This is a genomic window from Halobaculum rarum (assembly GCF_040025155.1).
Classification (GTDB): Archaea; Halobacteriota; Halobacteria; order Halobacteriales; family Haloferacaceae; genus Halobaculum; species Halobaculum rarum.
In genome coordinates, this window is sequence record NZ_CP157275.1 from 1804130 (window position 1) to 1816130 (window position 12001).

General features: G+C 69.4%; 12 protein-coding genes. 10 read left to right on the plus strand and 2 right to left on the minus strand.

Annotated elements, in window-relative coordinates; translation table 11 throughout:
• Nucleotides 1–71: 71 nt before the first annotated feature.
• Together ABJD39_RS09355 and ABJD39_RS09360 are read left to right on the plus strand one after the other, a co-directional pair.
• Nucleotides 72–2132: a hydantoinase/oxoprolinase family protein gene (locus ABJD39_RS09355; RefSeq protein WP_348607527.1), complete on the plus strand. Its 2061-nt coding sequence runs from the start codon at nucleotides 72–74 to the stop codon at nucleotides 2130–2132.
• Nucleotides 2129–3934 (plus strand): hydantoinase B/oxoprolinase family protein, encoded by a 1806-nt coding sequence (locus tag ABJD39_RS09360; protein ID WP_348607530.1) that lies wholly within the window; start codon nucleotides 2129–2131, stop codon nucleotides 3932–3934. Before ABJD39_RS09355 ends, ABJD39_RS09360 begins: the two co-directional genes overlap by 4 nt.
• Before the next feature lie 136 nt (nucleotides 3935–4070).
• Here ABJD39_RS09360 and ABJD39_RS09365 read toward each other — a convergent pair whose 3' ends face one another.
• Nucleotides 4071–4436, minus strand: coding sequence for a hypothetical protein (locus ABJD39_RS09365; RefSeq protein ID WP_348607532.1), 366 nt, complete (start codon nucleotides 4434–4436; stop codon nucleotides 4071–4073).
• 429 nt (nucleotides 4437–4865) lie between these two features.
• Between ABJD39_RS09365 and ABJD39_RS15040 the strand changes: the two genes are divergently transcribed.
• The 5 genes from ABJD39_RS15040 (at nucleotide 4866) to yqeC (ending at nucleotide 8250) form a co-directional block, all read left to right on the plus strand.
• The gene (locus ABJD39_RS15040) at nucleotides 4866–5126 is read left to right on the plus strand and encodes a UPF0058 family protein (RefSeq protein ID WP_431357879.1); all 261 of its coding nucleotides are present in this window, start codon (nucleotides 4866–4868) and stop codon (nucleotides 5124–5126) included.
• A gap of 843 nt (nucleotides 5127–5969) precedes the next feature.
• Nucleotides 5970–6239: a HalOD1 output domain-containing protein gene (locus ABJD39_RS09370; protein ID WP_348607535.1), complete on the plus strand. Its 270-nt coding sequence runs from the start codon at nucleotides 5970–5972 to the stop codon at nucleotides 6237–6239.
• A gap of 202 nt (nucleotides 6240–6441) precedes the next feature.
• Nucleotides 6442–6963 (plus strand): redoxin domain-containing protein, encoded by a 522-nt coding sequence (locus tag ABJD39_RS09375; RefSeq protein ID WP_348607537.1) that lies wholly within the window; start codon nucleotides 6442–6444, stop codon nucleotides 6961–6963.
• A 70-nt stretch (nucleotides 6964–7033) separates the two neighbouring features.
• Nucleotides 7034–7504, plus strand: a complete 471-nt coding sequence (locus tag ABJD39_RS09380) for a hypothetical protein (protein ID WP_348607539.1) — start codon at nucleotides 7034–7036, stop codon at nucleotides 7502–7504.
• Nucleotides 7501–8250 (plus strand): selenium cofactor biosynthesis protein YqeC, encoded by a 750-nt coding sequence (gene yqeC / locus ABJD39_RS09385; protein WP_348607542.1) that lies wholly within the window; start codon nucleotides 7501–7503, stop codon nucleotides 8248–8250. The genes ABJD39_RS09380 and yqeC overlap by 4 nt, the downstream gene beginning before the upstream one ends.
• Here the strand turns inward: yqeC and mobA are convergent, their stop codons facing one another.
• Nucleotides 8251–8895: a molybdenum cofactor guanylyltransferase gene (gene mobA, locus ABJD39_RS09390; protein ID WP_348607545.1), complete on the minus strand. Its 645-nt coding sequence runs from the start codon at nucleotides 8893–8895 to the stop codon at nucleotides 8251–8253.
• A 110-nt stretch (nucleotides 8896–9005) separates the two neighbouring features.
• Between mobA and ABJD39_RS09395 the strand changes: the two genes are divergently transcribed.
• From ABJD39_RS09395 to ABJD39_RS09405, 3 genes are read left to right on the plus strand one after another with little or no spacing between them, the layout of a single operon-like run.
• Complete coding sequence (locus ABJD39_RS09395) at nucleotides 9006–10769, plus strand: aldehyde ferredoxin oxidoreductase family protein (protein WP_348607548.1); 1764 nt, start codon at nucleotides 9006–9008, stop codon at nucleotides 10767–10769.
• A gap of 9 nt (nucleotides 10770–10778) precedes the next feature.
• Nucleotides 10779–11687, plus strand: a complete 909-nt coding sequence (locus ABJD39_RS09400; protein ID WP_348607551.1) for a DUF7124 domain-containing protein — start codon at nucleotides 10779–10781, stop codon at nucleotides 11685–11687.
• Nucleotides 11688–11740: 53 nt separating this feature from the next.
• The gene (locus ABJD39_RS09405; RefSeq protein ID WP_348607554.1) at nucleotides 11741–11926 is read left to right on the plus strand and encodes a hypothetical protein; all 186 of its coding nucleotides are present in this window, start codon (nucleotides 11741–11743) and stop codon (nucleotides 11924–11926) included.
• The last annotated feature ends 75 nt before the right edge of the window (nucleotides 11927–12001 follow it).

Genomic DNA, 12001 nt, shown 5'->3' on the forward strand with positions numbered 1-12001 from the left:
CATTGTTCCCTCGACGGTGAGCGATCGTCCGCGAAGCGAACGCCTACAACCGTCCCCCCGAACCCACGGGTATGACCGACGAACACGCGCCGGCGGGCACGCGCGTCGGCGTCGACGTGGGCGGCACGTTCACGGACCTCGTGACGGTCCGCGACGGCCGCGTCCGCGTCGACAAGACGCCGTCGACCCCGGCCGCGCCCGACGAGGGCGTCGTGACGGGCCTACGCGGCCTCGACGTTCCCCTCGTCGAGGTCGACTTCCTCGGCCACGGAACGACCGTCGCGACCAACGCCGTGCTGGAGGGCGAGTGGGCCGACACCGCCCTCCTCACGACCGAAGGGTTCCGCGACGCCGTCGAGATCGGCCGCCAGACCCGCCCCGACATCTACGACTTCGAGGCGACCAAGCCCGACCCGGTGGTCCCCCGCGACCGCCGGTTCGAGGTTCCCGAACGGGTGGACGAGCGCGGCGAGGTGCTCCGCGACCTCGACGAGGCCGCCGTCCGCGACCGCGCCGCCGACCTCCGGGAGTCGGGGACCGACAGCGTCGCCGTCTCCCTGCTGTTCTCCTTCGAGCATCCGGCCCACGAGCGCCGCGTCCGAGAGATCCTGCGCGAGGAGGGCGTCGACGCCAGCGTCTCCCTCTCGTCGGACGTGCTCCCGGAGATCCGCGAGTACGAGCGCACCCTGACGACCGCGATGAACGCCGCGCTCAAGCCCGTGATGGACGCGTATCTCGGCGCGCTCGCCGACGCCGTCGGCGACCTCGGCATCGACGCCCCCCTGCGGGTGATGGGATCGAACGGCGGGCTGATGGCCGCGGAGGCGTCCCGCGAGCGTCCCGTGAACACTCTCCTCTCGGGCCCCGCCGCGGGCGTCCGCGGCGCGACCCACGTCGCCGGCCGCCGGGGCGTCGACGACCTGATCACGATGGACATGGGCGGCACCTCCTGTGACGTGAGCCTCGTGCGCGACGGCGACCCGCTCGTGACGACCGACACCGAGGTCGGCGACTACCCCGTCTCGGTCCCGACCGTCGACATCCACACCGTCGGCGCCGGCGGCGGCTCCGTCGGCTACGTCGACGCGGGCGGAGCGCTCCGTGTCGGGCCGCGCTCGGCGGGCGCCCAGCCCGGTCCGGTCTGCTACAACCGCGGCGGGACCGAGCCGACCGTCACCGACGCCCACCTCGTGCTCGGCCGCATCGACCCCTCGGGGTTCCTCCCGGACGCCCTCGCCCGCGACGCCGACCGCGTCCGCGACGCCTTCGCGCCGCTGGCGGAGGCGGTCGCCGGCGACCCCGACGCGACCGAGGCCGCAGCCCGCGGTCTGCTCGACGTGGCGAACGCGAACATGCGCCGGGCGCTCCGGGTGGTCAGCGTCGAGCGCGGCTACGACCCCCGCGAGTTCGCGCTCGTCGCCTTCGGCGGCGCCGGCCCCCTCCACGCGACCGCGCTGGCCGACGCCCTCGACGTCCCCGAGGTGATCGTCCCGCGGGCCGCCGGCGTCCTCTCGGCGCTGGGGCTGCTCATCAGCGACGTGGTGTACGACTACTCCACCTCGATGGTGCGCCGCTGGGACGACGTCGACCCGGCGGCCCTCCGCGACGCCTACGAGTCGTTCGAGGCCGAGGGCCGGGCGGAACTGCGCGACGCCGGCCGCGCGGACGACGAGCTGGCCTTCGAGCGCACGCTCGATCTGCGCTACGCCGGGCAGTCGTTCGACCTGTCGGTGCCGGTCGAGGGCGATCTCGACGACGAACTCGCCCGCGTCGAGGAGCGCTTCCACGCGGCCCACGAGCGCCGGTACGGGCACGCCTCGCCCGAGGAGCCGGTGGAACTGGTGACCGTCAGACTCCGGGCGAGGGGCCTCGTCGAGCCGCCCGAGTTGACCGTCGAGGAGCGCGCCGGCGACCCCGCGGACGCCGTACGGGAGACCCGGCGCGTGGGCTTTGCGGACGGCGACCGCGACACGCCGGTATACGACCGGTCGCTGCTCCCGACGGACGCCGCCTTCGACGGTCCCGCGGTCGTCGAGGGAACGGAGAGCACCGTCGTCGTTCACCCGGGCCAGCGCGCCCGCGTCGACGGCGACGCCAATCTGGTCGTCGAGACCGGGGGTGACGGGGAATGAGCGCCGACGGCTCCGACCCCGCGATCGATTCGGTCACCCTCGAGGTGATCCGCAACGGCTGCGAGGCGGTCGCCGAGGAGATGAACGCGACGCTCGTGCGGACGGGCTACTCCCCGAACATCAAGGAGCGGCAGGACTGCTCGACGGCGCTGTTCGACGCTGACGGCGAGATGATCGCGCAGGCGGAGACGATGCCGGTCCACCTCGGCGCGATGCCGTACTCCGTCGCCGCGGCGGTCGACGCCTTCCCGCCGGAGTCGCTGTCGCCGGGCGATTCGATCCTCCTGAACGATCCGTTCCGCGGCGGTGCGCATCTCCCGGACCTGACCCTGGTGACGCCGATACACGACGACGCCGGCGACGAGGTGATCGCCTTCGCCGCGAACCGCGCGCACCACGCCGACATCGGCGGCTCGACGGCCGGCTCGGTCGCGGCCGACTCGACGGAGATCTACCAGGAGGGCCTGCGCATCCCGCCGGTGAAGTTCGAGGCCGGGACAGGTGCGGTCGCCGAGGACGGCACGCCCGAGGGGGAGGTGTGTGAGGACGTGCTCTCGATGATCCTCGCGAACGTCCGCACGCCCGAGGAGCGCCGCGGCGACCTCCGCGCGCAGGTCGCGGCGAACGCCACCGGCCGGCGACGCTTCCGCGACCTCGCGGCGGAGCACGGCGACGCGCTCGCGCCCGCCCTCGAGGCGATCAAGAACTACTCCGAGCGTCGGATGCGCGCCGAACTCGCGGACCTGCCGGACGGTACCTACGAGTTCGCGGACGCGCTCGACGACGACGGCCGCGGTAACGAGGACCTCGCGGTCGAGGTCGCGTTGACGGTCGACGGCGACGAGGTGACCGTCGACTTCACGGGCACCGCCGACCAGACCGACGGCCCGATCAACGCCGTGCTCGCGGTCACCGCGTCGGCGACGTACTACGCCGTCCGGTGCGTCACCGACCCGGATATCCCGCCGAACCACGGCTGCTATCGCCCGATCGAGGTCGTCGCGCCCGAGGGAACGATCGTGAATCCGACCCTTCCGGCGGCGGTCGTCGGCGGAAACCTCGAGACGAGCCAGCGCGTCACGGACGTGGTGCTCGGCGCGCTCGCGGGGGCGGCCCCCGAGGCCGTCGCCGCCGCGGGACAGGGGACGATGAACAACGTCACGCTCGGCGGCACCGACCCGCGGGGCGACGGCGACTCGCCGTACGCCTTCTACGAGACCCAGGGCGGCGGCTTCGGCGGCCGCGCGAGCGGCGACGGCATGGACGGCGTCCACGTCCACATGAGCAACACGCTGAACACGCCGGCCGAGGTCCTCGAAACCGCGTACCCGCTCCGGATCGAGCGGTACGAACTCCGCCCGGACTCCGGCGGCGCGGGGGAACACCGCGGCGGGCTCGGCCTCCGCCGGGACATCCGCGTGCGCGAGCACACGGCGCGGCTCAGCCTGCTGGCCGAGCGCCACGAGTCGCACCCGTACGGCCTGAACGGGGGTGGGGAAGGCGCAAACGGCGCGGCGTACCTCGTCGGCAGCGCGGAGCGAAGCTCCGCGAGCAGCCGGACGCAGTCCGGCGACGACGACGGCGACGAACTGGAGAAACTGCCCGCCAAGCACACCCGTGACCTCCCCGCGGGCACCGTGGTCAGCATCAGGACGCCCGGCGGCGGCGGCTACGGCGACCCGGCCGACCGTCCCGACGAGGCCATCGAGCGCGACCTGCGACTCGGGAAGCTGACGTCCGGGGCGGCGCGCGAGGAGTACGACTACGAGGCGGATGACGATGTGACCGACGGCGACGACTGACCCGCCGCGGCGCCGTTGAAACGCTTGTCAGCTACCGGATTCTAGGGTGCGTTGGCACGTACAGGTGACTCACTGAACAACCCGCGAACCGAGGTCTTGTGACTGAGCTGCTCGAAGAACCCGGCGGGTCGCCGGTTCACTCGCTGTAGTCGGATTCGTTGGTAGCCGCCGATTCGACCGGGAATACCTGCGTGTCAGGCGCGTCGAGTGGGCTGTCCGACCCGGTGAGCCACGCGGTAAGGTAGACGACGCAGGCTGCGATGACAGCAACGGGTAGTTGGAGAGTGAAAACCCCGTAAATGAGTGTGACAACGATCGCTGCGCGAGTGACCGTCTTCCGGTTGTCATCCCCGTAGTACGCGAACGACGCGACGACGAAGGACGCGAGCGCAACGCCCGTGCCGAGGAAGGGTCGATAGGTGATAAGAACCGAGTACAGGAGTGCGGCGATGCCGATCAGGACGAACGCAGCCACGATGCGGACACGTTTCGGGGAGGGCATACGACTGATCTGTCTCCACCTCGTACGTAAAGACCGTGTGTTCTCCGTATGAGGTATCGATCGAATAAAGCAACCGCGGTACCAACTACGTAGACACACTGAGCGACTGTTCCACTCGGAATCTGGTTGTGAGAACTCGCCACGACCTGGTGAATCGCTTCGCTAAGTACAGAGGGCACAGTAAGCAATGGTCTGTACATACGGATCGGTCTGCGCTATCAGCTGCTCGGTGAGTAAGCAGTTCTTTTACGCTGATGTGTGCGGGTGCTTGGTGATCGGCTGAATCGGGTACGTTCTTACACTCTGTGAGTAAGCTGACCCCCAATTTCGAGGAGTGGAGAATAACAAAGAGCGTGACGACCGTTCGACGGGGACGGAACGATCTGTGGGTACCAGATCGAGTGACGAGCAGTGAATGCGTTCCAACACATGAGAAAGATAGAACTCGTACATCTTCACGAACTCCTCTCATTAGTCCGCGAGGAGTACGAACAGCAGCTCGAACACGCTATCGACTGCGAAGAGTACGATCAACTGGAGACACATCCACACGCAATCGCTCAGGTGAAAGAAAAACACAACGAAGCCATCCGTACGTTGGCATGCGATCTGACGACGGACGTCGCAGCGCAATCTTCTCCGGATACGGACACCTCCGCCGGAGCGCCCGCCACTCACCACGAGACGTAGAAAGATCAGAAAGTCAACCCCTTCGCCGACAGTAGCACCGGGACATACACGCAGAAAATCCCCCACTGTTTCCGGTGAGGGGAGGCGAGCATGACACTACGAATTTTCACCGTCGTATATCAAGCCGAACCTCTATTAGTTTAGAATAAGTAACACTTCGCGGGGAGGTGTGGTTTTCCCAACCATCGTTCCGAAGTCGGGGGGCGGCCATTCGAGGAGGGGGGCCAACTCCCAACTACATTCCCCAAGAGCATCCACATCCGCAAACCTCCCCACCCCTCTATGAAGCCCATCACACAAACAGACTCACCTTCAGGTGAAAGGCATAATGCCGTGACTACATCTATACGGGGTATGACCTCTCTCGGCAATAGCCAGCTATACGAAAACGACCACCGACTCAATAGACTCAAAACCGCACTCGATGAGTCCTCGGGCCAACAAATGAGAACCTTTCTCAAACAGGCAATCAAAGAGCGGAAGCGAACGCTCCGAGAGTAGGTACTTCACGATCAGGGAGAGAAGAAAAATTCCTACGGAGCGCGCAATCGTCCGTCTTCTCAAGTTCACCCTCACCACACTCAGGGCAGGGGATCGTCGCCGAAACCTCGTCCTCCTCAGTCACAAGCGCAAGCTCGTGACAAATGCAGAGGGTGCAGCCAGTACAAACTCAGTTTTGTGTTGTTCATCTCCATATTGAATATAGAGTATCCGCCACGGGTGAACTGACCACCGTGTTGTCCAGTCTCGCCTTCTGAGGTACGCCCTGAACTATCAAAGGTACGTACCAAACTGTACTAACTGGTAATAATGGGTTTCCTGTTGACAGTCCACATGGCCTGTGTGAGTAATCAACACTCGTTCTACTACGAGCCAGACGAGGACGAACTGCTCAGCACAGCAGTCGTCACAGCGGTCGCAGAGGCTCACGATGAAGATGTACTCGCGCAAGAGTGGCTCATCAGCGATGACATTAACACGGACGCACTCGACGGGCTCTTCAACAAACACAATCTCAAGACGACTCTCCAGTTTGAAGCGGATTCAACGACGGTTACGATCACTGCCGACGAGAGCGGAAACCCGCGCATCAGAATCGAATCACACCGCTAACTTCGCGATCTCCACCGAACGGCTGTTTCATGTTGAGTTGTCTCTAAAGACCATGACTCAATAGAACCGCCGGGGTCGACTCCGGCCCGACACAGGGTTTCCGTGGGCTGCTCCCCGATCGACCACGCGGGCCGCAACGACACGTCCGAACCGGACTACCGCGGCACGAAGGGTTTACACGCCGCCCACACACCACACGGACATGCTCGACGTAGGCGACGACGCTCCCGAGGTAACCGCACCGATGGCGACGCCCGAGGCCGCACGGGAGACCGACCGCGGCTCGTACACCGGCGACGACGTGAGCGAGTTCTCGCTGTCCGAGGCGCTCGAGGACGGCCCGGTCGTCCTCGCGTTCTATCCCGGCGTCTACTCGCGTACCTGCACGCAGGAGCTGTGTGAACTGCGGGACTGGAAGGCGGACCTCGCGGCCATGGACGCGCCGCTGTTCGGCGTCAGCGTCGACTCGCCGTGGTCGCTGTTGGCGTTCATCGACGAATACGATCTCCAGTATCCGCTCGTCTCGGGGTTCAACAACGACGTGATCGCCGACTTCGGCGTCCGTCGCGAGGAGTCGATCATGCGGGGCATCGCGAACCGCGCGGTGTTCGTCGTCGCGCCCGACGGCACCGTGACGTACACTTGGACGGCGACGGAGCCGCTGACGTTCCCCGACACCGACGAGGTGGAGGCGGCGGTGGCTGAGGCCGCCGTGGTGGAGTAGGACACCGCTCCCGCGGAAACGCTGGATTCGGCCGGAACGTTTGTACGACGGGCTGCCGTCGCCCGTGACGATGCCCTCCACCACGCACGCGTCCGGAAGCCTCGGCAGACAGATCGCGTTCGCGCTCGCGGCCGCCCCCGTCGCCGCGGTCGTCGCCACCGCGCCGGGATTGGTCCCGACGGTCGTCGGGATCACGGCGGACACCGTCTGGCTCGTCTCGGCGGCGGGAGCCGTCTCGACGCTCGTCGCGGTCGTGATCGCCGCCGTTGCCGGTGCGGCCGCGGGGATGCCCGAGGCGTCGGAGGCGGCGCTCGCGCGCATCGCGGCGGTCTTCGCCGTCGTTTCGGTCGTGGCCTTCTCGGCTGCGACCGTGCTGTTCGGCCTGTTCGTCCCGGGTGGAAGCGTCGGCCCGCCGCTGGTCGCGGTTGCGGGCGTCGCCGAGCGGGCGGTTCCGTTCGTCGCCGGCGGCGTCGCGGGCGCCGCGCTCTCGCTCGCCCGGTGCGCAAGCTACTCGGCGACTGACCCGAACTCACGGATATGACGATCGAACCGGAGGACGCCCTCCCGACCGAGGGGCTCGTCTGCGTCGTCGGTGCCGGCGGCAAGAAGACGACGCTGTACACGCTCGCGAACCGCCTCGACCGCGCGATCGTCACCGCGACGGTCCGTATCCCGATCTTCGACGACCACGTCGCGCGCGTCGCCGTGACCAAGGCTCCCGTCGACGCGCTTGCGGCTGCCGACCGCGACGCCGGCGACTTCCCGCTCGGGCTCGTCCCCGAGCAGGAGCGCGACGACCGCTATCTCGGCTACGACACCGCCGTCGTCGACGACCTCACTGACGCCCACGACGGGCCGGTGCTCGTGAAGGCCGACGGCGCGCGCATGCGCGAGTTCAAGGCCCCGAGCGACCGCGAACCGCAGATCCCCGCAGGCGCCGACGCCGTGGTTCCGATCGCCTCCGCACACGTCGTGGGCGAGCCGCTGACCGACGAGCGCGTTCACCGTCCCGAGCGCGTGGCGGCGGTCGCGGATATCGACGAGGGCGAGGAGGTCACCGCCGAGGCGGTCGGCCGCGTCCTCGCGTCCCCCGCGGGCGGACTGAAGGACGTTCCCCCCGGAGCCGAGGTCGTCGCGCTCGTCAACAAGGTGGACGACGCCGACGACGAGGTCGTCGCGCGTGAGATCGCCCGCGCGGCGTTCGAGGCCGACAACGCGGGGCGACTCGACCGGGTCGTGCTCGCTGCGCTCGGGGAGGGGCGGGTCGTCGACGTGCTCGACGCGTAGCTACCGCGGCGTCAACGCCTCTGCGGCCGCCTCGAACTCCTCCCGGGTGTTGAGGTTCTCGAAGCTCCGCTCGTCGACACCGAGGGAGTCGAGGTCGTCGGCACCGACCTCCGCGTACTCGAGGTCGAACAGCGGCGCGATGATCTTGCGGTCGCCACGCGCCAGCGCGGCGTCGCAGGCGTCGGCCATCGGGCCGGCCCGGTAGGCGGCGTGGGTCGTCTGGAACCACTCGTCGTCGACCCGGGGAACGACGGCGTCGAGGCCGCCGCCGTCGATCCGGTCGAACAGCGCGTCGACGAGCGCGGGGTCGACGAACGGCATGTCGCAGGCGACGACGAACGCGGGGGCGTCGGACCCGCCCCACCCCTCGACGCCCCGGAGCACCGTCCGGATGCCCGCCATCGGTCCCTCGTCGGGATCGGGATCCTCGGCGTAGCGGACGGGGTTCACGTAACCCTCCATCGCCGCCGTGATCGCCGCGCGTTGGTCCGGCCGACAGTTGACGACCAAGCGGTCGGTCACGTCCACGAGGCGGTCGGCGACGCGGCGGATCATCGGCGTGCCGGCCAGATCGGCGACGGCTTTGTCGCGGTCGCCGAAGCGGGTCGAGCGCCCGCCGGCGACGACGGCAGCGTACCGGGGCATGCCCGGAGATGGGTCACGGCGAGTGAAAACGCCTGCGGGCGCGACACTCGAGCCAGCGCGGCTCGCCCCCTGGCAAACCCTTATCGGCGTAGACTGTTTCCACGGTGACGATGACACGGACCCGGGTGCTCCGCGTCGACCTCTCGGCCGGGACCGCCGCGTTCGAGACGGTCCCCGAGGCGTGGCGGCGCCGCTACCTCGGCGGCAAGGGGCTCGGCGCCCGGTACCTGTACGACGAGCTGTCGCCCGGGGCCGACCCGCGGGGTCCCGAGAACCTCCTCGGGTTCATGCTCGGCCCGCTGTCGGGCGCGCTGCCGGGCGAGTCGCGCTACGCCGCGGTGACGAAGTCGCCGCTGACGGGGGCGTTCCTCGACTCCTACTCCGGGGGGACGTTTCCCGACCGACTGGCGGGGTCGCTGCCCGACTGCCTCGGCGTGCTGGTAACGGGCGCAGCCGACGAGCAGCGGGCGCTGGTCGTCGGCGACGGCGAGCCCCGGCTCGAACCCGCGGGAGACCTCGCGGGCGCCGACACCGTCGAGACGGCGGAGGCGTACCCCGACGCGGCGGTCGCGTGCGTCGGACCCGCCGGCGAGCGGGAGGTCGCGTACGCGACGATCGCCTCCGACGCCGGCGACCACCACGCCGGCCGCGGCGGCGCGGGCGCGGTGATGGGCTCGAAGAACCTCAAGGCGGTCGTCGCGTACGCCGACCCACCCGAGGTGCCCGACGAACTCGCCGACCTCCACGCGGAATACTCGGACGCGTTCGCCGCCGACGACACCGGGAAGTGGCAGACGGCGGGCGAGACGCTGGAGTCGATCGACTTCGCCGCCGAGGTGGGCGTGCTGCCCGCGAACGGCTGGCGCGACACCGCCAACGAGATCGACGGCATCGGGATCGAGGCGGCCGCGGAGGCCGCGGTCGGACGCGAACACCCGGACGACGACGTGCCCGGCGGCTTCCGAGTCGAGACTGACGACGGGGAGACGGTCCCCCGCGGGGCCGCGCCGATGACGCTCGGCGCCGGGCTGGGGATGGATGACTTCGACGCGGTCGCGGCCCTGGGGGAGGCGTGCGACCGCCTCGGCGTCGACGTGATCACCGCCGGCAACGCCGTCGCGTGGGCGGTGCGCGCCGGGGAGGTCGAGTTCGGCTTCGGCGACGAGGACGGCGCGCGCGAACTGATCGAACGGATCGCCCGGCGCGCGGACGGCGACGACCTCGCGGACGCGCTCGCGGAGGGCGTCGACGCCGCCGCCGAGCGCTACGGCGGCGACGAGTACGTACCGACGGTGAAGTCGATGGAGCTGCCCGCCTACGACCCCCGCGGTGCGCTCGGGATGGCGCTGGCGTACGCGACCGCCGACCGCGGCGGCTGTCACCGCCGCGCGCGACCCATCGAGGAGGAGGTGTTCCGCGAGGACTGGGACACCGCCCGCCGCGTCGAGGCGGTCGTCGGCGCACAGAACGCCCGCGCGGTGTTGTGGAGCCTCGTCGTCGACGACTTCGCCGGCGAGACGCTGTGGGACGATCTGGGCGCGGAGTGGCTCGATGCGCTCGGGGTTCCGCACGACGACCTCCGCCGCGTCGGCGACCGCGTGTGGACGCTCGTGCGACTGTTCAACGCCCGCGAGGGGTTCGACCGCGAGGCCGACACGCTCCCGCCTCAGTTCGCCGAGCCGCTCCCGGCCGGCGAGGCGCCCGCGGCCGGCCGCGCCGTCGACGGCGAGGCGTTCGAGCGGCTGCTCGACGCCTACTACGCCGCCCGCGGGTGGGACGACCGCGGGCTCCCGACGACCGAGCGCTGTGGCGCGCTGGATCTCCCGACCGACGCGCCCGATCGACGCACCGACCGCCCGCGAGCCGACGACTGACACCCAGCGATGCCAGACAAGATCGACCTCGACGAACTCGACGTACAGCCCGACGACGACGAGCGACCCAACCGCGGCGACTGGTTCTGGGATGACGACACCGGCGGCGACGGCGAGGACCCGATCGACGACGGCGACTCGCTCAACGCCGAGGACGCGGCAGCGACCGCCGGCGACAACGCGGGCACAACCGCCGACGACGCCGGGACCGAGAGCGGCGCCGACGCCGGTAACTCCGACTCGGCTACCGACAATGTCGCCGGCGCACCCGACGCGACCGACGGCTGGCGCTCGGGGGCCGCCCGCGCGGACGAACTTGGTGCGAACGAGCCGGAGCCGCCGGAGTACGACGACGACCTCGGCGCGGATCTGTCGTCGGCGACGCCGCGGGTGCCGCACGCGGACGACGACAAGCCCGTCGGCATCCCGCGAGAGTCCGGCGGCGGAGGCGGCGTCTCGGCGGACGCGCGCGACGAGGAGACGCAGGAACAGCCCGAGGCGACGGGCCCCCACGGCGAGACGAAAAGCGACATGACGATGGCGCTGTCGTACCGGGCGGTCCGGTCGCTGTCGAACCTCCACGCCGCGCTCGCGGACGCCGAGACGTGGACCGACTACGTCGGCATTGTCGGCGACGTGGACGCGCACGTGATCAACAAGTACCAGCGCGACAACCAACTGGACCTCGACTTCTTCAACGGCACCGGTACCGGCCCGGGCGAACGCCTCGAGGAGGTCGGCCCGAACTCGATGTTCTACGCCGAGCGGATGGTGCTGGTCGGCGTCGAGTCGGCCGGCGAGCGCGCGTGGGCCGAGCGCGCCGGCTGGGAGTTCGTCCCGCTGGCGGAGGCGGCCGAGGCGTCCGGCTGGGAGCTGGCCGACGCGGCCGGGACCGAGGGCTCGAACGAGGGCTCGTAGTCCCCGGACGAGGGCGGGCCAACAGCTAAGGGTCCGCGGCCCCACCCTTGAGTATGGCTAACAAGGACTCCGGCTGGCGACCCAAGGGCGTAGCGGAGTCGTACAAGGGCTTCGAGGTGTGGGAGTACGAGATCGGCCCACACGGACTCAACCCCGGCGAGGTCGACGGCGAGGTCTCCCTCGACATCGACGGCGAGGACGACGCCGACGGTGAGGACGACGTCGAGCGCTCCGACTAGCGACTTTTACCGGCCGTTACTCCTCGTCCGAGGGCGGGCAGACGCCCGCGTTCGCACGCTCGGGCCCGACCGGGC